Raw genomic sequence first — 22,684 nt, 5'->3', positions numbered from 1 at the left:
TTATCTCGAACTAAATAATAGAAAAATCGATCCCCACATCCCGATGATGACTGAAGCAACAATAAAGACGGCGACGATCGTGCCTGATAAATTCGACTCTGGTTTACTGCTCATAATGTCCGGCTCCCTTCTTATTTCAACTTGATGTCTTGTCTTTATTCTAGAAAAGACAGATCCATCGAGAACGTGATAAATGTCACACCATTTGTGACGATTTCGCGCTTTCTCTTCTAAAAACACACATAAAGTTCACATATTAGTGCAGAAACGAAAAAAGGAATCGACTCAAACAGGAATCACCCGTTCTTTTACGCTCTTTCCTGTAAGAGTCGCGTCAAAAGAGTGATTCCTGTTTAAACGAAAAAAAGGCGGCAGAATTGTCATCTGCCACCCTTTTTGTCGGAGAGACTGACTCAGTCCCTCGGTTCATTTATTAAATCCGGCACACCCCTACCGGGCATCCTTCACAATGACACAAATCTCTTAAATAGTTCGCATCATGGACGATGATTTTGGTTGTCGTCGATGAAATGACCTTGTCTTTTTTCCACTGGGAAAACATACGATTGACCGTTTCACGTGGTGCCCCGATCAACTGACCGAGTTCGCTGTCGGACGGTCGTTTGGATATGACGTAATCTTCCCCGACTTGTTTCCCATGCATGGCAATCAAACGAAGTAAGGTCGAAGCCAGTGCCCCTTGTTTCCCGAACAATAACAAGTCACGCAATTTCGTTTCGGACTGCTTCCGCATCAAGGCTTGCCAGCGCATGATTTCCAAGGCAAACACACCATCCTGCTTCATCAATTCCTCAAGCTTACTTTTCGAAATGACACCCAGTATACTGTCTTCCATCGTTTCAATGCTATAAGAACTGGGAAATGCTTCACCGACATCAAACTCACCGAACAAATCTCCTTTAAAGTATAAAAACATCATTAAAGGACTGCCTTTTTTCGTCAGTTTCGATAGTTTGACACCACCCTGCTTCACGTAAAACAACTTATCGTTTAACTCACCTTCCCAACAAACGATGGAATCCTTTTTAAACGTCACCTCTGTCATGAAGTCTTCCAGTATCATTCGTGTTTCTGCCGATAAGACAAACGTATTGGCTTCAGTCGTTCCGCAAGCAAGCATTTCGCATTCTCCTTTCCTGATTCCTTCTGTCCTTAGTATAAAACATCACAGTTCAAAAAAACGTTTTTTCAAAAGATTGTCAAACATTGTTCACCTTTTCACAAAAAGGCAGATAAAAAAATGACCTCTATTCGTTTACAAACGGAGGTCATTTTAGGTTCAGCGTACTTTTCGATAATAATGATCGACAATCCGGCGCGTCGCTTGGCCCGGCTGTTCCGTATACCAAGTCGTTTTGAATTTTTCCATCGCCATTCGACTTTCCTGTAATGCTGTATCTGAATTAACCCAGTTCAGCATGAACTCAAATTGATCAGTGCAAGTAACCGGTAACGGATCCGGATAGGAATCGATGATACCGGGAATTTGCCGATACGTGTCGATATCCGGTGTATACAGAACGGTCGGAACACCGAGCAGACAACTTTCAAAAGGAATTGAGGAATAATCGGTGACCAATACGTCGGTGATCAGTAAGTAATCATTGATTGAATATTCATCCGTAACGAAGTGGACATGCGTTTTTTGATGCGTGAACAGGGAACGAACCGTCGGATGTAATTTGACGAGAATCGTCCATCCTTGATCGGTCAATTGTTCGAGTTGATGAACGGTCTGTCCTTCCATCCCATTATATTCCCGGTAAGTCGGTGCATATAATAGAATACGCCGTTTCGGTTTGACATAGATGTCGGAAAGTCTTTTTTTTACGATCTGATGTTGCTCATTAAACCAATAATCCGTCCGAGGAACACCCAATGTTTTGAAAACTGTCCGGGGAAGATCATGCGGCGCCATGAATTGTTTCGCACATGCTTCTCCAGGTACGATGAAGTCCCCATAGCGTTGATACACCCGTTTGAAACGCCGCAGGACATGTTTCGGCACCATCAAACTCCTCGATGACGTCAGTCCGAATTTTTTCAGCGTTCCTGCAGCATGCCATAACTGAATCCGTTTTGTCCCCGGACGAACCGGAGCGACACTGTATTCACCGATATAGTTATCGATGAAAAGGTGTTTCGATGTCGCGAGAAGATAAGCCAGTCGAATAAAACGCAGTCTGCGGTAAGGCAAAGCGTATTCTGTCGACCAGGCTTCCGGATTTTTTACAAATTTTTTATCATACACCAAATACCGTTTTTCTTTCGGGAATTCCGTCAGGAGCGCATCATTAATCGGTTTCACATTATCACCGTAAGTGACCCAAAAGAGCGTTACCGGTCTCAAAGGCAACAAGCAGAAGATTCGATAGAAAATCCGAAAAAGCAACAAATAGATTTGCACGATACTCTCTCTCACGTTACTCCCTCCTTTCCATGAAGAAAGACCGCACGCGAGGTGTGGTCTTTTTTCATCAACCTTTTCCTAACTCCGTTTTAATCTGGCTTGTCGAAATGCCTTCTGTCCGGCTCAGGTAAACCACTTCACAATATTCTTTCAAGAAATCGAATTCGCCGGCCCAGTCGTCACCCATGACGAATGTATCGATTTGGTGCTCTTGTACATCCGTGATTTTCTGATCCCAGTTATTCTCGGCAATGACTTCGTCCACGTAGCGAATTGATTCCAAAATCAATTTACGGTTTTCGAAACTGTGATAGGACTCTTTGTGTTTTAAGCGGTTGAACTCGTCCGTAGAAATCGCAACTACTAAATAATCGCCCATTTCCTTTGCCCGTTTGAGGATGTTGATATGTCCCCAGTGCAGTAAATCAAATGTGCCGTACGTGATGACTTTTTTCATGATGATTCTCCTTTATGCTGATTGCTGACAGATTGTAACAGACGTTGATAAGCTTGTACAGACGCGGTTCCGTCATCCCACTGGCAAAATTTCTTTTCAAATACGTTAAACGCCGGACCATATCGATCGCTCCATTCGTGCAACCGGTCAATCTCTTCAAATAGCCGTGATTGCTGTAAAACGAGCGGACCCGGGGCTTCCTGCTCAAAGTCAAAATAAAATCCGCGCAGTTGATCCCGATAGTGTTCTAAGTCATACGTGTAAAAAATCATCGGTCGTTTCAAATGGGCATAGTCAAACATGACGGATGAATAATCCGTGACCATGGCATCTGCCGCAATGTACAGTTCTGAAATATCCGGATAATCTGAAGCGTTACGGACAGAAGGATAACCCGCCGTATCGACTTGATCCGCTACCAAATAATGCATCCGGATCAGTAACGTATATTCAGCACCAAATTGTTTCTCAAACTGCTCCAGCGAAAACGGCAGCTTAAAGGAATAAGATCCTTTCGCCACGTACTCATTGTCTCGCCATGTCGGCGCATACAAAATGACTTTCTTCGTCCGGTCGATGTTGTAACGGGAATAGACCCGTTCGCGTATTTCCGGATGCCGTTCCGTCTCGTAAAACAAATCATTCCGCGGATAACCGATTTCAAGCAATTCACCGGAAAAATCAAATGCCCGTCGAAAAATCCGACTCGAATACGCATTCGGTGAAATCAACAGATCCCATTTGGATGCTTCACGTGCAAAGTCCCGCTTGTAGCGTTCGGTCGTCGTATCGGCCATCTGTACATCATCCATGTCGAGCGCCAGTTTTTTGAGCGGCGTCCCGTGCCACGTTTGTAAGTAGATGGTCCCTTTGCGTTTGAACAACCAGGAAGGAAGCCTGCTGTTCGAAACCCAGACCCGCGACGTGGCGAGCAGATAAATCCAACGAATCGTCATCCGATTCACGGTCCGAACGCCTGGATCATCGAAGACACGGTGTCGATCCTTACTGAAGATCAACTCACATTCCGGATGGTCTTTTTTCAGCGCTTCGTAGATTGCACGTGGATTGTCACTGTATTGTTTCCCTAAAAAGCTTTCAAACAGGAAACGATTTGGATGAACCGGTAAACACGCAAATACCCGCATCACGAGATGCAATCCCGTTTCGACCAGCTTCGTTCTCTTAATCCACTGACGTAATTGACGTTTCAAAACTTATACCCCTTAATTTAACAAAAAATTTACTTTTTATAGAATTTCATATAAATCAAACCTCAACCATCATAACAAAAAGCGCATCCATTTGGAATCAGTATTTGAACGCATATAACGGAATGGTAAATCAAACTTCGTCGTATTGTGCACCAGCCCTTTTCGATGGCTGAACGTTTCGAAACTGTATTTGCCGTGATATCCGCCGATTCCACTGGCACCGACACCGCCAAACGGTAAATTATGCTGTGCGACATGCATGAGTGTATCGTTCACGCATCCGCCGCCAAAGGAAATCCGGTTCAAGACACGTTCCTTCACGAATTCATTTTCTGTAAACAGATAAAGGGCCAACGGTTTGTCACGATCCGTGACAAAGGTGATGACATCTTCGATTTCGTCATATACGAGCACCGGTAAAATCGGACCAAAGATTTCTTCCTGCATCAATTTCGAATCAAGAGGAACGTTCGTCATAACGGTCGGAGCCATTTTTCTTGTTTCCGGATCGACTTGTCCGCCGAATTCGATGTTTCCTTGCTCGAGATATCCTGTCAATCGTTCCAAGTGACCGTCCGAAACGATTTTGACATAGGACCCCACGCCGACTCCATTGCCATACTGGGAGAACGCCTCTTCTTCAATCAAACGAAGAAATGTTTCCTGGACGTCCCGATGAACAAAAACATAGTCCGGAGCGATACATGTTTGCCCGGCATTTAACCATTTTCCCCAGGCAATCCGTTTGGCCGCGAGTCTTAAATCTGCATCCTTGTGGATAATCGTCGGAGACTTGCCGCCCAGTTCAAGCGTGACCGGCGTCAAATGTTTGGCAGCTGCTTGATGAACGATTTTACCGACACGGGTCGAGCCGGTAAAGAAGATATAATCAAACTTCTCTTCCAACACAGCTGTACTTACTTCCGCGTCGCCTTCGATCACGACACCAAAACGCTCATGAAACGCCGTTTCAAACACTTCCCGCAACACACGCGAGACGTTTGGTGTCAATTCCGAAGGTTTTAGAACAACGGTATTCCCAGCTGCAATCGCACCTACGACAGGGGCAAGGGCCAGTTGGAAAGGATAATTCCAAGGTGCGATGACGAGCACGTTTCCGTAAGGCTCAAAACGGATTTCGCTTTTTGATCCGAAATGCAACAACGGCGTTTTGACTCGCCGTGGTTTTGCAAGACGGCGTAATTGTTTTTCCATCCGATTGATTTCGCCGTAGACAAAACCGATTTCTGTCGTAAAGGCGTCTTGACGCCCTTTATTCAAGTCGGCTTTCAAGGCATCGTAAATGGCTGCTTCATGTGTTTCAATTGCTTGTTTCAAGAACGTCAACATACTTAAACGAAAAGCAATGCTTCGTGTCGCGCCTGTCTTAAAGAAACCCCGTTGTACTTCAATCTGGCGTGCTACATCCAATCCCGTTGTCGTCAATCCCATCCTTAAATCCCCCTTGTGAGCTCATTCATTTCTACCTTCTCATTCTACCATAGCTGTCAGGGCAAATAAAAAAAGCGGAGAGTCTTTTCTCCGCCTTTCGTTTACAGTTGGATGGCTGTTTCAAGTGCGACTTTCATCATGTCGTTAAACGTCGTTTGACGTTCTTCCGCTGTCGTCTCTTCACCCGTCAACAAGTGATCGGAAATCGTCAAGATCGTCAAGGCGTTGACTTTATGTTTGGCAGCAAGTGTATAGAGGCCTGCCGCTTCCATCTCGATTGCGAGGCAACCGAAGTCCGCCCATTTCTTGAAGTGGTGGAAATCATCTTGATAAAATTGATCGGTCGTGAAGATTTGACCGACTTTTGCATCGATGCCGTGCTCTTTCGCTGTCATATAAGCTTTGTGCAATAAGTCAAACGATGCTGTCGGCGCATAATCGAGTCCGTTGAAGCGGACGCGGTTTTGTGCCATATCGTGTGATGCACTCATTGCGATGACGACGTCGCGGACTTGGACGTCCGGTGTAATTCCGCCGGCAGTACCGACACGAATCAGGTTTTTTGCGCCGTATGATTGAACGAGTTCATTGGCGTAAATCGACATCGAAGGAACACCCATACCAGTTCCTTGGACCGAAACTTTTTTACCTTTGTACGTTCCTGTAAAACCATACATTCCGCGGACTTCGTTATACAAAACAACGTCCTCTAAAAATGTATCGGCAATATATTTTGCACGAAGTGGATCTCCTGGAAGTAATACGGTTTCTGCAATCTGACCTTCTGCTGCGTTAATGTGTACGCTCATGTACGATTCCTCCTCTAAATAGTGACTAAACCGACAACAACTCTCGGAACTCATTCGGAGTCATTCCGAATTGCTTTTTAAAGACTTTCCGAAAATATTTATCATCATGGTATCCGACTTCAAGCGCAATCTCGTAAATCCGGGCATCCGTCTCACCCAGCAATTCTTTTGCCCGATTTAAACGGATGGTTTGAATATAATCCGATAGATTAACGGAAAAACGCTGTTTGAATCGTCTTGAAATGTATTCTCGACTTAGATAAAAGCGTTCACTCATGAGTTGAAGCGTTAGTTCTTCCGCATAATGTGTCGAAATGTATTTTGCAATTTGATCAATCGCTTCGCCTTGTTCTTGAACAGGACCGATCAATTCCATCGCGCGCCCGAGAGCATCATTCAAAATATCAGGATCAATCGGCTTAAGTAAGTAATCAAACGATTGGTGCAAAATCGCCCGACGCATATACGTATAATCATCATACCCTGTCAATACAATCGTGACGACCTTTGGATGATGATTTTTTGTCCATTCGAGTAAACTTAGTCCGTCGAGTCCGGGCATTTCGACATCCGTCAACATCAAATCGATTTTTTCCTGTTCCAAGAAACGTTTGGCAGTGACCCCGTCATCCGCTTCAAAGATATTACCAATCTGCCAGGTATCCCATTCTCCAAGCAATTTCACCGCGTCGCGCACATGTTTTTCGTCGTCTACGATCAATACATTCATCATAGTTCCTCCTGTTCAACGGGAATTCGAATGACGATTCTAAAACCACCTTCAGCCGGAGACTGCAGGATCATGCTGGCTTCTTCTCCATAAAAGATTAATAGACGTTCGTAGATGTTGTGAAGACCGATCCCGGACGTTTGACGGTCTTCCGGTCGGCGGTGCATCCGCATCGTTTGATCAATACTTTCTAGTTTTGCTGCTTCCATGACTGAACCGCTGTTTTCGACTTGAATGATGAGTTGGTCACCATCGCTTCTGACTTTATAGGCGAGGTAATTTTCCGTCGCATCTGCCTGTTGATTAAACGCATGTTTAAAATAATTTTCAGCAAAGGGTTGTAAAATCATTTTCGGGATCTCAATCGAATTCATGTGCCACGGCACATCGACGATATAACGGAACCGATCCGGAAAACGTTGCTGCTGAAGACGCATGTAGGATTGAAGATGATCGACTTCCTGCTTCAGCGTGACAATCGTCTGTTCATTATTCATGGAATAACGCATCATCTGCGACAATCCTGTAATCGAACGATATGCGATTTTCCGGTCACCCTGTAATGTAGTCGTTCCGATCGATTGCAAGGCATTAAACAAGAAATGAGGATTTAATTGAGATTGTAAAGCCCGCAATTCGTTTGTCCGGTTTTCAAGTGCCAGACGGTATTCCCGTTTGATCAGCCGGTCGATTCGTTGAATCATCCGCTGGAATTGCCGATTCAGCAACCCGATCTCATCGTTGGTCGTCGCAACGAATTGTGCCGATAAATCACCCTGTTCGACACGCCAAACGTTTGCTGTCAGCTGTTTGATCGGCTTCGTGATTTTAAGGGCTGCAAGACTGGCCGCGATAATCATCAAGACTAACGAGCCGATCCCGATCAAAATTAAAATCAGCGCTGTTTCATTGGCACCTTTGACGACCGATGCATATGGGGTCGTCTTGATCAGTGTAATAGGAACTCCTTGTGTTGTCGTTTTGGCATACACGATAAAGGAGTCTCCGACGCGCATGCTCCCACTCTTGCCCGTCAATCGGTCATTCGTGACCGGAAGTTCTTTGCCTGTTTTCGCAATCAGTTGGTTTCCATTCAACAACCAAAGCGATTCACCGGGAAAATTTTCGAACAGCTTCAATTGTTGTTCAAACACACTCGTCGGAATGTCGACTGAAAGAAAACCGAGCGGTTCATCCGTTTCCACCCGATTGATCCGGTAACGGAAGCTGACGATTTCTTTCTCGTCCAAAATCATCGTATGTGTATTATAGGCGGCAATCTGATGTGCCGGATCAATCAGCCATCCGTTTTTTTGTTTCATCAAACGAAAATAATCGGTCTCCTGCAGCCAATCAAACTTTCCCCGGCTTGATGTTTTCATGTTATAGACCGAGTACTCCGAATTTCCTTTTAAGATGACAAAATGAAGCTGCTCAATGTCTTGTCTTGATAAAAAAAGTCCGAGCAACGCCCGTGAAATCACACCTTCCGATTCACTGAGCTCGGCATCTGCACCGACGTTCATAATATTGAGTAAGGAGCGATTGGCATACAAACTTGTCGGCAACCGTCTTACATCTTCCATATAATGACTGATTTGGCTGCTTCCTCTTTTCAAACCGCTCAAGCTCGAACGTTCCGCCTGCTCGATGTTCTGGTGGCGCACATAGAGATAAGAAGCTGATGTAGCAAGCGTCGTCGGAATCAGAATTGCTAAGACGACAAGTCGGATCAAACGTGTTCGGATGCTCTTCATCGCCGTCTCCTCCATCCTTTTTCTTCTAATAAGTAGTATAGCATAGCTGTATCCGCTTACATGTATGTCTTTTATTTGTTTATACCTGTTGTCATTTACTCCAATTTAGATTAACCGAAAAACAATACTTGATTCCGAATGAATATTGATATAACATCGTTAATGTTCGTTTTTAACAAACTTTTGAGATTAAGGTGGTCTTTGACTCATGTTTAAACTTTCAGCACACGATACAACGGTCAAACGTGAAATTCAAGCTGGTTTTATTACGTTCATCACGATGGCCTATATTCTTTTCGTCAACCCGACTATTTTATCGGAAGCAGGCATTCCGCAGGATCAAGCTTTCTCGGCAACGATCGTCGCTACTTTGATCGGGACATTGTTGATGGGCTTTTATGCCAACCTGCCGATTGCGGTGGCACCGGGAATGGGCTTAAACGCTTATTTCACTTATACGCTCGTCATCGGCGAAAAAATTCCTTACCAAACAGCTTTATCCGTCGTTTTTGTCGCCGGAATCATCTTCCTTTTGTTATCCTTGTCTCCTTTACGGACGAAATTAATCGAAGTCATTCCAACTACGATTAAGTTAGCTATCACCGGAGGAATCGGTTTATTCATTGCTTCCCTCGGTTTAAAGATGTCCGGTATTCTTGTGGCCGATCCGGCTACCTTGATTACAATCGGCTCTTTGACGTCACCGGAAGCCCTGATTACGCTGGTCGGATTACTCGTAGCCGCCATTCTGACGGTGAAACGTGTTCCGGGTGGTCTATTGTATGCGATGGTCCTGTCCGGAGTACTCGCTTTCTTAACAGGTGAATTGACGTTCTCAAAAACCTTGATTGCTTTGCCGACTTTACCGGAAGGCATTCTTGTCGCGAATCCGCTCTCTGCGGTTCAAGACGTCATTCAATATGGTCTATTCAGTGGTGTCCTTTCGTTTGTCCTCGTCACGATGTTTGATACGACCGGAACAATGGTCGCAGTCGGCGAACAGGCCGGACTGATCGAAGAAGACGGTTCTCTTAAGAACAGCGAACGTGCTCTGTTGTCTGATTCAACGGCAATGATTGTCGGATCGATGTTTGGAACCAGTCCAACGACGGCTTACGTCGAATCTGCTTCCGGTGTCGCAGCCGGTGGACGAACCGGATTGACATCTGTCACGGTCGGCATCTTATTTGCGCTCTCGGCAGTGTTCGGTCCAATCGTTCAATCGATTTCAAGTGTTCCTGCTATTACAGCACCTGCATTACTCCTGGTCGGTGCCTTGATGCTTCAAAATATTAAACAAATCCAGTGGGAAGATTTCAGCGAAGCCTTTACAGCGTTCATGATCATCATCATCATGCCGCTGTCCGGCAGTATCGCAACAGGGATCGCCTTCGGATTCATCATCTATCCGATTATGAAAGCTGTCCAAAAGCAACGCGTTCACTTTTTGATTTATCTGTTCGCTGTTCTCTTCTTCATTCAATTGTTTTTCTTACATTAAATAATAAAAAACGTGTTGATTCCATTTATTGGAAACAACACGTTTTTTATTATTTCTTCATTTTTTGCCAAGTCTTCGTAAAGTCTTGTAACATCTCTTCTGATGTTTTTTGTTTTCCTACGTATGCCTGCATGATGGCACCAAATTCGTTAACAGCACCGTCCGGATATTTAAACCAGTTCCATGAGATGGTTTTATCTTCTTTAGAGTACTTGATGATATCGTCAGCAAGTGGTCCAAGATCGGCTGCTTCGATTGATTTGAACGCCGGGATAAACTTGAATTTGTTGACCATATAATCTTTTCCTGTATCAGATGTCGCCATCCACTCGAGGAACTTTTTACCTTCTTCTTTATTTTTCGAGTTTTTGTTGACGACCCAGTTATTCGGTACGCCGACCGGAAGTCGATCCATTTTTTCTTTGTCATCATTGATTGGCATCGGAATGAAGCCCATCTCGATATCCGGATTGACATCCGTAATCAATTGTTGCGCCCAGTTTCCTTGTTGGATCATTGCTGTTTTTCCTTCAGCAAACTGTGAAACTTGTGTATTGTAATCTGTCGTCAACGGATTTTTGTTTCCGTACTCGATCGTTAAATCAAACAGATTCATGAACTCTTTAAATTGTTTATTGTCTTCGAACTTCCCTTTGCCGGAATTCAGATCGGCGATGAACTGATCCGGATCATCCTGTTGGGCCATCGGGATATTCATCAAGTGATTTCCAAGAATCCACCACTCGCCGTATCCGATCGAGAATGGTGTCACGCCGTCCGCTTTCAGCTTCTTGGACGCTTCTGTTAATTCTGTTAACGTTTTCGGCAACTCTGTAATACCGGCTTTCTTGAAGATTTCTTTGTTGTAAATGAAACCGTAACCTTCCAAGTTCATCGGCATACCATACAGTTTCCCGTCAATTGTCATCGGTTCTTTTGATAGATCTGTTAAATCACTGACCCACTTTTCATCCGAAAGATCTTCCAGCTTATCTTGCCATGTTTTCGCTTCTGTAAATCCACCGTTGTTGAAAACATCCGGTTCGTTACCCGAAGCAAACTGAGATTTCAAGGCGGCGCCATAATCCGATCCGCCGCCGACTGTTTGAACGACGACTTTTACGCCCGTTTCTTTTTCATACGCCTTTGCCATCTTTTCCATGTCTTTTGCGATTTCAGCTTTAAATTGGAATACGTTGAGGGTCTTCCCGTCCTTAGAAGAGCCACTGTCCTTTGAGTCATCACTATTGAGTGTTCCACCGCCACCACATGCTGCAAGTGCTACGACCATTGCGGTCGTCATAACTGGTAGTGCTGCCCATTTACGTTTACGCATTCGGATACCTCCCTGATTTTCGAGTTGATAATCGTGCTACGCTTTTACAATAAATGAAAACGCTTGCAATAAAAACGGATAATTTTGTCCGGTGCGGTGGAAAATATTGAACAATCGTTATCCGACAAAAAAACTCGGGATTAGTGTATGATGAAAGTAGTTATGATATTCCATGAAGGAGTCTGATGCAATGTCCCTACAGTTCACGATTTTATTAATTGGCTTATTGTTGTTTACAGCAGTCTGGACGACGAAATTGTCGAGTCGTCTCAATATTCCGGCTCTCCTGATTTTCATTGCCCTTGGCATGATTGCCGGCAGTGACATTACCGGGTTCATCCGGTTTGATGATGCCGAGCTGGCACAGTTACTCGGTACGGTGGCGCTGATCATCATCTTATTCGAGGGAGGTCTTCAAACGACTTGGAAAGAAGTTAAGACCGAACTCTCACCCTCTCTGTCACTTGCCACGTTTGGTGTCTTTATTGCGACGACAATCGTTGCCGTGGCGTCCCACTACATTCTCGGCTTCAGCTGGGCTAATGCTTTTCTCCTTGGTGCCATTGTCGGATCAACGGATGCTGCCGCGATTTTTTCAGTACTCAGCGGGCAATCCGTCCGGCGAAAAGTCGGTTCAACGTTAGAACTCGAATCCGGGACCAATGATCCGATGGCTGTTTTTTTGACAGTCTTCTTCCTGGAATTCGTGACGAATCCAAAAGAGGCTTCACTCGTTTCCGGCTTAACTTCGTTAGTCTGGGAAATGGTGATCGGTCTACTGCTCGGTCTGTTCATCGGCTGGATTGCTTCGACACTACTTAACCGGATTGATCTCAGTTCCTCGAGCTTTTATCCGATTCTTTTAATGTCGTTCGCCTTTCTTTCGTTCGGTATTGCCGATACGATTCATGCCAGTGGTTTCTTAGCCGTCTATGTGACCGCCATCTACATCAGCAATCATGAATTGGTTTACCGTCAGACGCTTGTCCGTTTTACGATGAGTATGGCGCACTTGGCCCAAATCGGGATGTTTATCGTGCTCGGATTACTCGTCTTCCCGAAGCAGTTGCTTGATCCGCAGGTGATTCTATCTTCGATTGCCCTTGCATTGATTTTAATCTTCATCGCCCGCCCGGTGTCGGTCTGGCTCAGTCTGCTTCCCTTTAAATATTCTTGGCAGGAAAAAGTGTTTGTTTCCTTCGCCGGTTTAAAAGGAGCAGTTCCGATCATTCTTGCGACGTATCCGCTTGTCGCCGGCATCGACAACGCCGGAATGATTTTTAATATCGTCTTTTTCACCGTTCTGTTATCGACGTTAATTCAAGGGAGCATGCTGACGTTCCTCGCCGATCGCCTTCATTTGAACGACACGGGTTCTTCCGCCATTCAAACGGTTATCGAGTTCATGTCGATTGGTAAACCGAATGCGGAAATCATCGAATTGACGATTCCGAATTCCCATCCATTCGTCGGGAAAGCCATCATGGATATTGATCTTCCGCAGGAATTTTTAATCACGGCAATCATCCGGGACGACCAAATTGTGACACCTCGTGGAGACACGATTTTTGAAGGTCGGGATCAGTTGCTTCTATTAACTCCGAAACACCGGATTAAAACGCTCAAACGATTTTTATTCCCTAAAACTCCATGAAAAAAGGGCTGACTTAAATAGTCAGTCCCTTTTTGTATTCTTAACGCTTCGATTTCAAGCGGCGATACATGATGTAGCCGATGATTCCAACGACAATGATGCCGAGAATCCACCATAATTCCTGTTCAAGCCCCTTCAGCATGGACTCTGCCCGTTCCACCCCAAACTTTTCTCCCAGCCAAACATAAAAAAACGAAACCGGGAACAAACCAATGCTCGAGGCGAGGACGTATCGTTTGAACGACAAGTTGAACAGACCACACGGAATCGAGACGACCGAACGGACGACCGGGAAGAAACGACCGAACAAGGCAGACCATGAACCGTATTTCGATACGATTCGTTCTCCCTGAATGATTTCCCGTTCCTTGATCATCAACCATTTTCCGTAGCGAACCAAAATCGGACGTCCGGCGTAACGACCGAGAAAGTAAAATAGCGTCGCGCCCATCAGACTGCCGATGAAACCGATTAGGACAGCTGCCGTCCAACTGATCGTTCCGTTTGAAACATACAGACCGAGTAACGGCAAACCGACTTCAGCCGGAATTAATTCCGTCCCGAGTCCAAGAATCATAATTCCTAAAAACAGCCAGAGATTCGACTCTCCGGCTGAGAATAACCATTCCAGCATCCAACCACTCCTCTAAATCAGCCTCGTGCAGGACGAAGAAGATAATAAATGATGACGACGAGCGTCGTCCAGACTCCTGTAAAAATCCCGATGATTCCGACGATAAAGAAGCCCAGTGCCATCATTGATCCTGTACGCTTGTAATCACGCCACATCGTCCGCAATCCTTTGATGTTGAACCAAAGGAACGCGACGAACAGCAAGGCAAACACTAATCCTGTAATGAGTATCGCTGACATGTCTTCACCTCTCTCTTATTAGTTCATATGCCCATTATAACGTGTTTTCACACGTCTTTCCTCAGTCTGAGGTCGGATGAACTTATTTTGACACATAGAAAAACCGTACTGCCATCCATAAAGTCATGGTCAGCAGTACGGTTTGCCATTATATCTATCAGTACATCACTCGTTCTTACAGCAGGTGCACACCTTGCTCACGGTACGACGCGCGTGTTTCTTCCGACCAGACCGACGCCTGAACTTCACCGATGTGACGTTTCTTCAAGAGGAACATCGCCATCCGGGATTGTCCGATTCCGCCGCCGATCGTCAGTGGAAGTGTTTCTGCCAGTACCCCTTGATGGAACGGGAAATCGAGTTTCGCATGCTCGCCTGTCGTCTCGATTTGTGCGAGTAACGTTTCACGGTCGACACGAATGCCCATCGATGAAAGTTCAAATGCACCGATTTCCGGATGATGGACTAGAATATCGCCGTTGAGTGTCCAGTCATCGTAGTCAGCCGCTCGGCCGTCATGTTTTTCTCCGGACGCTAAGGCTCCACCGATTTGCATCAAGAAGACAGCCCCGTATTCTTTCGTCACTTCCGTCTCACGCTCTTTCGTCGAAAGCGTCGGGTACGCATCTTCCAGTTCCTGTGTCGTCATGAAATGGATCGTTTCCGGTAAGATCGCTTCAATCGCGAGCTGTTCTTCGACTTCACGTTCCACTTGACGAATCGATGCGTAAATCGCTTGCACCGTTTTCTGCAAGTAGTCGATTGTCCGCTCTTCTTTTGAAATCACACGTTCCCAGTCCCACTGATCGACATGGATCGAATGCGTTTCATCCAATACTTCGTCGCGGCGGATGGCATGCATCAATGTGTACAAGCCTTCGCCTTTTGCGAATCCGTATGTGTGGAGTGCCTGACGTTTCCATTTTGCAAGCGATTGAACGATTTCGAGTTCTGCCTGATGATCAATCGCATCAAAGCGGATGACGCGTTCAATTCCGTTCAGATGATCGTTGACTCCTAGTGTGCTTTCGACGAATAACGGTGCTTCGACGCGTGTCAATCCGAGTTGGGCTGAGAATTGCTCCTCAAAGCGTTTTTTTACAAGTGTGATAGCTTCCTGTGTCTGTTTCATCGATACGAGTGTTGTCATGGTAATCTTCCTCCTCAATTGTGTGTTTGAAAAAGAAGCCATAAAAAAGAGCCCTTCTCTCCCAAGAATATGGGACGAAAGACTCGGTTCCGCGGTACCACCCATGTTAACAGCTCAGCTGCTCACTCAAAAGACTGATGATCAATTATCATCTCAATCTTCGGCCATATGATAACGGACAGGCAACTCCGGCTACGCCTACTGACTTCAGTGTTCGGGTAGCGACTCCGGGATGTTCTTCGCAACTTGTTTCCGACTGGGCTTTCACCGCCCCCAGCTCGCTAATCCGGTTTTACAAGATGTTACTCTTCCCTTCAACGTCGTTGTTACAATTGAATTGAGAACATCGTACACCATCCGGCAAGTATTTGAAAAGCCTTTTTTTCAAAAAAAAATAAAATAATCTGACTAATCAGATTAACCAATCAAAAGAAAAACGTTCCCGCAGAAGCGAGAACGCGCTTACATATCACTTGATGGAACCACTCGTAATTCCTTGAATAATTTGCTTTTGCATGGCGAAGAAGAACAGTAACAACGGAATGATACCAAGAATCAGTCCGGCTAACGCCAAATCCCATTGCTTTGTATATTGGCCGAAGAAATAGAACGTCGCAAGCGGGATCGTCCGCAGTTCAACATCACGTAACATCAGCGATGGTAACAAGAAATCATTCCAAATCCAAAGGGTGTTCAGGATGACAATCGTTACCGTGATCGGTTTAAGCAACGGGAAAACGATCCTCCAAAAGACACCCCACTGCGAACAACCGTCGATAATGGCTGCTTCTTCAATTTCTTCCGGAATCGATTTCATGAATCCATGGTACAAGAAAATCGATAGACCGGAACCAAAACCGAGATACATTAAAATCAGACCCCAGTAACTGTTTTGCAGTCCGAGATCCCCCGACAGTTTCGACAATGGAATCATAATCGACTGGAAGGGAATGATCATCGCGGCGACAAACAGGAAAAAGATGATGGTCGACAGACGCGTTTTGGTCCGAACGAGCTTCCAAGCAGCCATCGAACAGAAAATCACGATGACGGCGTTGGCACCGACCGTGATGATGACGGAGTTCAGGAACACTTTCCCGAAATTCATCGCTTCCCAGGCATTTGTATAGTTTTCCGTAATCCATTCTTTCGGAAGTCCCGATGTATTCGTAAAGATATCCCCTTGCGTCTTAAACGAGTTCGAAATGACATAATAAAACGGAATCATATACAACAAACCCATCAACAAAGCGGCAATTTCCACGGTTCCGAGTCGTACGGAATAACGGCCGCGCTTTTTCGGTGCCGGCTTCTCAGGTGTCAGCTCCGGTTTCGGTAAAGGTTGTGCGGTACTCATGCTTCCACCTCCCGTTTTTTCGTCAAGTACACTTGGGTGACGGTAATCGCGGCAACGACCACAAAGAAAATGATGGCTTTGGCGGAACCGAGACCCAGATTATTGTTTGTGAATGACTCTTTATAGATGTTCAGCGCCAGCATTTCCGTTGATTTAAACGGACCGCCGTTCGTGAGCGATAAGTTCGTATCAAATAGTTTGAAGGACCAGGAAATCGTCAGGAACAGACAGATCGTGACCGACGGCATGATCAGCGGAATCGTAATGTTCCGTAACGTCGACAGGCGGTTGGCTCCGTCAATTTTGGCTGCTTCGATCAGTTCCTGCGGGACATTTTGCAAGGCCGCAATATAGATGACCATGATATATCCCCCGCCTTGCCAAATCGAAACGATGACAATACCCCAGAAACCGGTTCGAGCGTCACCAAGCCAAGGAAGTTCGAATAAACTCCAACCTGTTAGTTCTCCAATCGAAGCAAATCCTTTAACGTAAATGAACTGCCAGACGAATCCGAGAATCAATCCGCCGATTAAGTTCGGCATGAAGAAAATCGTCCGTAAGAAATTTCGAGTCCGAATATTTTGCGTGAGTAAAAACGCTAAGATAAATCCAACCAGATTCGTTAAAACCACGGCTACGACGGTGTATTTTGTCGTCAGCCAGAAGGACTGTTGGAACTGTTCGTCCACCGTGAACAGCCGGACATAGTTGTCAAACCCAATCCAATTTAACTCACCGGTAATTCCGTTCCAATCCGTGAATGAATACATGACACCATTAAAAAAAGGTACGAGAACGATTACTGCGAACACCAAAAAGACGGGTCCGACAAACATCCAAAATTCAAGTCCGCGCTTTACTTTTTTCTTATTGCTTACTGCCATTGCTCATCCCTCCTCTACCCCTAGACTACGCAACTTTCCATAAAATGAAAACGCAACCATTTGACCCATTGGGTGGAATATATTGAACGATTATTTGGCGTGTCCGTTTCAGATAAGCTACTATTAAGGAAATATAGAGAAACTCATCTTGAGAGGAAGATTACGCCATGGAAAAAACGATTCGTTCTGATTTAGAAATTGCCCAGCAAACCATCCTACGCCCCATCTCCGAAATCGCCGAACATATCGGATTAACTGACGCGGATTATGACACGTACGGAAAATACAAAGCAAAGTTGACAGACGGACTGGTGAAACGATTGGCGACGAAAGCAGATGGAAAACTGATTCTTGTCACGGCAATCAATCCGACGGCTGCCGGAGAAGGAAAATCGACAGTCACGGTCGGACTGGGTCAAGCGTTACACCGACTCAATCATAAGACGATGATTTGCTTGCGCGAACCGTCACTCGGACCAACGATGGGATTAAAAGGCGGAGCATGCGGCGGCGGATACAGCCAGGTCTTGCCGATGGAAGAAATCAACCTTCATTTTACAGGTGATATGCACGCCATCACTTCAGCCCACAACACAATCAGTGCCCTGCTCGATAATCATCTTCATCAAGGCAACGACTTACGGATTGATCCGCGTCGTGTCACGTGGAAACGTGTCCTTGATCTGAATGACCGCGCCTTGCGACAAATCACGATTGGACTCGGCGGACCGGCCCACGGCGTTCCGCGTCAGGACGGGTTTGATATCACGGTCGCTTCGGAAATCATGGCTGTTCTCTGCTTAGCGGATTCCATCACGGATTTAGAGGAACGCATCAGCCGAATTGTCGTTGCCTATTCGTACGACCAACAGCCGGTGACAGTCAAGGATATCAAAGCTTCCGGTGCTGCGACATTACTCTTAAAAGAAGCCTTCCGTCCTAATCTTGTCCAGACGGTCGAAGGCACACCGGCTTTGATCCACGGCGGTCCGTTCGCAAATATCGCCCACGGCTGTAACTCGCTGATCGCGACCCGTACTGCTTTGAAATTGAGTGATTATGTCGTTACGGAAGCCGGCTTTGGCGCCGACCTCGGTGCGGAAAAGTTCTTTAACATCAAATCAAGGATTGGTCATTTACATCCGGACGCCGTTGTTGTCGTCGCGACCGTCCGTGCATTGAAAATGCATGGCGGGGTGGCAAAAGATCAATTGGCGGAAGAAAATTTAGCTGCTTTAGTCGAAGGGCTGGCATTGCTCGAGAAACACGTCGAGACAATGGATCTGTTCGGTGTCCCGGCCGTCGTCGCCTTGAATCGTTTCGCAACCGATACCGATACGGAACGCGAGACAGTGCTTGAATGGTGCCGCGAACGGAACATCCGTGTTGCGGAAAGCGAAGTCTTCAGCCAAGGGGGAGCCGGCGGAGAAGCTTTGGCTGAACAGGTCTTTGAGGCTTTGGAGGAAGAGAGTCAGTTTACACCGCTTTATCCGGCTGAACTGCCGCTGACACAAAAAATCGAACGGATTGCCAAACGGGTCTATGGTGCAGCAGATGTCCACTTCGAAGAAAAGGCATTACGTGAGCTTGAACGTTGCACCGAACAGGGACTCGGACATCTGCCGATCTGCATGGCAAAGACTCCCTTCTCGTTGACGGATGATCCAAGCAAGTACGGACGTGTCGAAGGATTTACGATTACTGTCCGTGAAATCAAACCATCCATCGGTGCGGGATTCATCGTCGCCTTGACCGGGAATGTATTAACCATGCCGGGTTTACCGAAAATACCGGCTGCCAATAAGATGGGAATTTCTGAAGACGGAACGATATATGGACTTTCTTAATCAGGGAAGGATGATAGATGTGACAATCGACCATACACACTGGGTTGCATCAGACGGCTATACGACGACGATGCATCTGTTAGAAGCTACTGCTCCGAAAGGGGTCGTCATTGTTTTCCACGGCATGATGGAACATGGCGCGCGCTATCAAGAGTTTGCTGAATTTCTTTATGCCCACCATTATCACACGATCATCCCGGATTTACGTTGTTTCGGTGCACGTGCGCAGCAACTGGAGTCACTGGGGCATCTGGAGCCGAATCATGGTTTTGCGCAACTGATACAGGATGCTGAAGAACTGGTTTACGATATCAAGGACCGTTATCCGGATTTGCCGATTTTCGTATTCGGTCACAGTTTCGGGTCGCTTATTTCAAGACGCCTCGGTCAGACACTTGGTCATGAGCTGGCAGGTATCATTGCAAGCGGTCCTCCGACGGACAGCGGTTTACTTGGAACCGTCAGTCAAAAAATTGTCGGACGTCTCATCGAACAAACTTCTTCTCAGCATCCTGCTGAAGGAATCAGTAAGCTGATTTTCGGCCGGTACAACTTACGTTTCTTCCCGGCACTCTCATCGAATGCCTGGTTATCTTCCGATCCTCAATCGGTCTTACGTTACGACGAAGATCCTTTATCGGGACAAACCGTAACTCTCGGTTTTTTCCATGAGTTGCTGTCGGCGACCAAATCCGTCAACTCACTAGCTTATCTGTACCAACACCCGCGCCATCTGCCTTTGTTGCTGATCGCCGGGGAAGATGATCCGGTTGCCTTTGACGGTAAAGGAATCCACACGCTGTTTGACGCTTACAACCGTGTCCGTGTCGAAGGCGTTCAACTCACCGTCTACCGTGGATTGCGGCATGAGTTATTCCATGAGTTCGAACGGATCCGCGTCTTTGCAGATATCGCGGGCTGGTTGAACAAACAGGTCGGCTCACATCCGCTTTCTTCCATGCGAAAACAGGGACATCAATAAAAAACGGGGTGCTCTCAGTTGAGAGACACCCCGTTTTTGTCCTTAATGGATCCAGCTTAATGATAAAATCATCGCTTCGATTTCTTCTAGTTCCAACGATTCCCGATCTGCAGAATACGTCAATAGAACAAGCCGTTCTCCGTCTGAGTAGGCATAAATCCGGATGAAGACGCCTTCTTCTTTTCCGTCTACAGCAAGAAGTGCTTCTTTAGATGAGTTCCGACGTGCTTCGAGTGGTCCCGTCAGTTCAATTCCAAACTCTTCCACCAGTAAATTGATTTCCTGTTCCGCCGCTTCAAAAGGTGTGAGTTCTTCTGCATCCGACTCATAGATGGATAATTGTAATGTTCCCATCGCGTTTTCTTCTGTCGAATAAAAACTGACGAATGTTTCTTCTTCTTGATATTCAAACGTTTTTGGATATTGCAGTGTAATCCAATTATCGACCGTGTACTGTTTCATATGATTTCCTCCATTCGATTTATCTCGTCAAAATGTATGCCGGTCACGGCCAGTTGCTGGAAACACCGTGCTAGCGTATCCGAGAGGAAAATACGTTCCGTACGTTCATCCCGTAAGATGTGGTGGGGACCAAGCGAGGTACTGATGATTCGCTCCGTCATGAAGTAGACTTGTTTTTTCCGAAGCGTGCGGAAAATCTCCGTCTTATGTAGATGTTCCACCCGTCTTACCGCTAGAATATTGATGAGATAGTAATTGACGAGTCCCGTTCGTGTCTTCAATTGGACACGGAGACATTGGACGGAAAACGGTGTCAGCCGCTCCAATATCTGTTTCATCCGTTCAGATACTAATGGGATCCTCAATTCGTTCGGAAGCACGTCCGGTAGCATATCTGCATCCTGTTCGATTGAAAAGGCAAGTAAGCTTGCGTTCAGAAACCACTCTCCTGTCGTGAAGCGATAACGATCGATTTGATGGTGACATGTCGCCATCCATCCTTTTCCCATCAGCTGTTCGCTCCAAACTCGAACTTTGTTCACCAGTCATTCGCTCCTCTTTCCATCCTCAGCCACTCACTTTCGTTACAGGAAGCCCATGTAAACGATTTAGCTCTTATTATTGTACACATAAAATCAAAAGAATTACCTTTTTTCATAAAAGTTATGGAAATAAACGCTTTGCTATGCTACTATATTTCATGTAGCAACTCTTGCGGGTGTAGTTTAGTGGTAAAACCTCAGCCTTCCAAGCTGATGATGAGAGTTCGATTCTCTTCACCCGCTCCAATTTATGACATAACATAGGTCACGACACATAGGTCAATGACTTTTATGCCTTCGAGGGCAGACGGCTTGCAACTTGCAAGTCGTCTTTTTTGTTGTCTCCAGGATAGATTTCCCCTGCTTTCGGGTATAGTTCGATATAAAACGTTACATCCCGAAAAGAGGAGGACTCTCATGATTCAAATGAAGATGCCTGGTGTCACGGTCTACCAAAGTACATTAATGAAAACGACCTCGACTTTGATTGAGACTCCCGATTGTCTGATCGTCGTTGATCCGGGTTGGTTACCGGACGAGATCGCAACGATCCGCCGTGATGTGGAAATCATCCGGCACGATCGGCCTCTCTATATCGTGTATACGCATGCTCATTTTGATCATATTCTAGGAGCTTACGCTTTTAAAGATGCAATTGCGATTGCTTCCCGTCGTTTCGTGGATGTCGACCGGGCAGCAGCGCTTGAAGAAGTGCAGAACTTTAATGACGAGTACTACATCGAGTCTCCCGTTCTGTTTCCGCATATCACACATGTCATCGAAGAATCCGAAACGACGTTGACGATCGGTAAAACCAAACTGATTTTTTTCCTGACTCCCGGTCATGAATCAACCCATTTGTCTTTTGTCGTCATGCCGCTTCATCTCCTTGTCTGTGGTGACTATGCCTCCGACGTCGAAATTCCGTTGATCGAACATGATTCGAGTGAATACTTAACGACCCTTGAATTACTCGAATCCTTTATTTATGAATATGAGGTAAAGTTACTTATTCCGGGACATGGTCATATTTGTGACGTTCGCACGGAAATGATTGAGCGGCTTCATTTGAGTTACGACTACATCTTGGCCTTACGTGCACACAAAGAGTCGGACTGGTCGCCGTCGTGGCAACGCACGTCCTTCATGGGACGTCTGCACGAAAAAAATAAACGCCAGATTACGAAAGAACAGACCGAGCAACTCGCCCGGCGGCAATACGATTAAAACAAAAAGACAGGCT

Annotated in this window: 22 protein-coding genes, 1 tRNA gene and 1 other annotated feature; of the genes, 6 read left to right on the top strand and 17 right to left on the bottom strand. The window is 45.9% G+C overall.

The window, feature by feature from the left end:
- The 9 genes from N7U64_RS11830 to N7U64_RS11790 form a co-directional block, all read right to left on the bottom strand.
- On the bottom strand, window positions 1-114 hold the full coding sequence (locus tag N7U64_RS11830; protein ID WP_318092086.1) for a cytochrome C oxidase subunit II: 114 nt from the start codon (window positions 112-114) through the stop codon (window positions 1-3).
- A 319-nt stretch (window positions 115-433) separates the two neighbouring features.
- The gene (locus N7U64_RS11825) at window positions 434-1,141 is read right to left on the bottom strand and encodes a Crp/Fnr family transcriptional regulator (protein WP_012369500.1); all 708 of its coding nucleotides are present in this window, start codon (window positions 1,139-1,141) and stop codon (window positions 434-436) included.
- 159 nt (window positions 1,142-1,300) lie between these two features.
- Window positions 1,301-2,443, bottom strand: a complete 1,143-nt coding sequence (locus N7U64_RS11820; protein ID WP_318929885.1) for a CDP-glycerol glycerophosphotransferase family protein — start codon at window positions 2,441-2,443, stop codon at window positions 1,301-1,303.
- A 55-nt stretch (window positions 2,444-2,498) separates the two neighbouring features.
- The gene (tagD, locus tag N7U64_RS11815) at window positions 2,499-2,888 is read right to left on the bottom strand and encodes a glycerol-3-phosphate cytidylyltransferase (protein ID WP_012369498.1); all 390 of its coding nucleotides are present in this window, start codon (window positions 2,886-2,888) and stop codon (window positions 2,499-2,501) included.
- On the bottom strand, window positions 2,885-4,102 hold the full coding sequence (locus tag N7U64_RS11810) for a CDP-glycerol glycerophosphotransferase family protein (RefSeq protein WP_318929884.1): 1,218 nt from the start codon (window positions 4,100-4,102) through the stop codon (window positions 2,885-2,887). Before N7U64_RS11810 ends, tagD begins: the two co-directional genes overlap by 4 nt.
- 69 nt (window positions 4,103-4,171) lie before the next feature.
- A complete protein-coding gene (locus N7U64_RS11805; RefSeq protein ID WP_318929883.1) occupies window positions 4,172-5,554 on the bottom strand; it encodes an aldehyde dehydrogenase in 1,383 nt (460 codons plus the stop codon).
- Between the two features lie 101 nt (window positions 5,555-5,655).
- The gene (gene deoD, locus N7U64_RS11800; protein ID WP_318929882.1) at window positions 5,656-6,363 is read right to left on the bottom strand and encodes a purine-nucleoside phosphorylase; all 708 of its coding nucleotides are present in this window, start codon (window positions 6,361-6,363) and stop codon (window positions 5,656-5,658) included.
- A 25-nt stretch (window positions 6,364-6,388) separates the two neighbouring features.
- Complete coding sequence (locus N7U64_RS11795; protein ID WP_012369494.1) at window positions 6,389-7,093, bottom strand: helix-turn-helix domain-containing protein; 705 nt, start codon at window positions 7,091-7,093, stop codon at window positions 6,389-6,391.
- Window positions 7,093-8,850, bottom strand: a complete 1,758-nt coding sequence (locus tag N7U64_RS11790; RefSeq protein WP_318929881.1) for a histidine kinase — start codon at window positions 8,848-8,850, stop codon at window positions 7,093-7,095. The genes N7U64_RS11795 and N7U64_RS11790 overlap by 1 nt, the downstream gene beginning before the upstream one ends.
- A gap of 208 nt (window positions 8,851-9,058) precedes the next feature.
- Between N7U64_RS11790 and N7U64_RS11785 the strand changes: the two genes are divergently transcribed.
- A complete protein-coding gene (locus N7U64_RS11785; protein WP_012369492.1) occupies window positions 9,059-10,351 on the top strand; it encodes an NCS2 family permease in 1,293 nt (430 codons plus the stop codon).
- A gap of 49 nt (window positions 10,352-10,400) precedes the next feature.
- Here N7U64_RS11785 and N7U64_RS11780 read toward each other — a convergent pair whose 3' ends face one another.
- Window positions 10,401-11,687 carry an ABC transporter substrate-binding protein gene (locus tag N7U64_RS11780; RefSeq protein WP_012369491.1) on the bottom strand — a complete coding sequence of 429 codons (1,287 nt, stop codon included), beginning with the start codon at window positions 11,685-11,687 and terminating at the stop codon, window positions 10,401-10,403.
- Window positions 11,688-11,877: 190 nt separating this feature from the next.
- Here N7U64_RS11780 and N7U64_RS11775 point away from each other — a divergent pair, with 190 nt between their 5' ends.
- Complete coding sequence (locus N7U64_RS11775; protein ID WP_318929880.1) at window positions 11,878-13,341, top strand: potassium/proton antiporter; 1,464 nt, start codon at window positions 11,878-11,880, stop codon at window positions 13,339-13,341.
- A 40-nt stretch (window positions 13,342-13,381) separates the two neighbouring features.
- On the opposite strand, the gene N7U64_RS11770 is transcribed toward N7U64_RS11775, so the two are convergent.
- From N7U64_RS11770 to N7U64_RS11750, 5 genes are all read right to left on the bottom strand, one after another.
- Window positions 13,382-13,975, bottom strand: coding sequence for a DedA family protein (locus tag N7U64_RS11770; protein ID WP_012369489.1), 594 nt, complete (start codon window positions 13,973-13,975; stop codon window positions 13,382-13,384).
- A 17-nt stretch (window positions 13,976-13,992) separates the two neighbouring features.
- On the bottom strand, window positions 13,993-14,214 hold the full coding sequence (locus N7U64_RS11765) for a hypothetical protein (RefSeq protein WP_012369488.1): 222 nt from the start codon (window positions 14,212-14,214) through the stop codon (window positions 13,993-13,995).
- Window positions 14,215-14,389: 175 nt separating this feature from the next.
- Window positions 14,390-15,364 (bottom strand): aspartate--ammonia ligase, encoded by a 975-nt coding sequence (asnA, locus tag N7U64_RS11760; RefSeq protein WP_318929879.1) that lies wholly within the window; start codon window positions 15,362-15,364, stop codon window positions 14,390-14,392.
- Between the two features lie 67 nt (window positions 15,365-15,431).
- Window positions 15,432-15,691: a binding site (T-box leader), on the bottom strand.
- Between the two features lie 142 nt (window positions 15,692-15,833).
- The gene (locus N7U64_RS11755) at window positions 15,834-16,721 is read right to left on the bottom strand and encodes a carbohydrate ABC transporter permease (RefSeq protein WP_290829777.1); all 888 of its coding nucleotides are present in this window, start codon (window positions 16,719-16,721) and stop codon (window positions 15,834-15,836) included.
- Complete coding sequence (locus N7U64_RS11750; RefSeq protein WP_012369485.1) at window positions 16,718-17,608, bottom strand: carbohydrate ABC transporter permease; 891 nt, start codon at window positions 17,606-17,608, stop codon at window positions 16,718-16,720. The genes N7U64_RS11755 and N7U64_RS11750 overlap by 4 nt, the downstream gene beginning before the upstream one ends.
- Window positions 17,609-17,775: 167 nt before the next feature.
- On the opposite strand from N7U64_RS11750, the gene N7U64_RS11745 reads away from it, so the two are divergent.
- Entirely contained in the window at window positions 17,776-19,455 is a 1,680-nt protein-coding gene (locus tag N7U64_RS11745) for a formate--tetrahydrofolate ligase (RefSeq protein ID WP_318929878.1), read from the top strand.
- A gap of 10 nt (window positions 19,456-19,465) precedes the next feature.
- Window positions 19,466-20,437 carry an alpha/beta hydrolase gene (locus N7U64_RS11740; protein ID WP_318929877.1) on the top strand — a complete coding sequence of 324 codons (972 nt, stop codon included), beginning with the start codon at window positions 19,466-19,468 and terminating at the stop codon, window positions 20,435-20,437.
- A gap of 42 nt (window positions 20,438-20,479) precedes the next feature.
- On the opposite strand, the gene N7U64_RS11735 is transcribed toward N7U64_RS11740, so the two are convergent.
- Window positions 20,480-20,899 carry a hypothetical protein gene (locus N7U64_RS11735; RefSeq protein WP_214767353.1) on the bottom strand — a complete coding sequence of 140 codons (420 nt, stop codon included), beginning with the start codon at window positions 20,897-20,899 and terminating at the stop codon, window positions 20,480-20,482.
- Entirely contained in the window at window positions 20,896-21,441 is a 546-nt protein-coding gene (locus N7U64_RS11730; protein ID WP_318929876.1) for an imm11 family protein, read from the bottom strand. The genes N7U64_RS11735 and N7U64_RS11730 overlap by 4 nt, the downstream gene beginning before the upstream one ends.
- A gap of 172 nt (window positions 21,442-21,613) precedes the next feature.
- Here N7U64_RS11730 and N7U64_RS11725 point away from each other — a divergent pair.
- Window positions 21,614-21,687, top strand: a tRNA-Gly gene (locus N7U64_RS11725).
- Window positions 21,688-21,858: 171 nt separating this feature from the next.
- Window positions 21,859-22,668 (top strand): MBL fold metallo-hydrolase, encoded by an 810-nt coding sequence (locus tag N7U64_RS11720; protein WP_318929875.1) that lies wholly within the window; start codon window positions 21,859-21,861, stop codon window positions 22,666-22,668.
- Window positions 22,669-22,684: the final 16 nt, after the last annotated feature.

Origin of the sequence: Exiguobacterium sp. K1, from assembly GCF_033721435.1 — a bacterium.
GTDB lineage: Bacteria > Bacillota > Bacilli > Exiguobacteriales > Exiguobacteriaceae > Exiguobacterium_A > Exiguobacterium_A artemiae.
The sequence above is the reverse complement of the archived record's forward strand: the minus strand, read 5'-3'. Positions and strand labels throughout refer to the sequence as shown.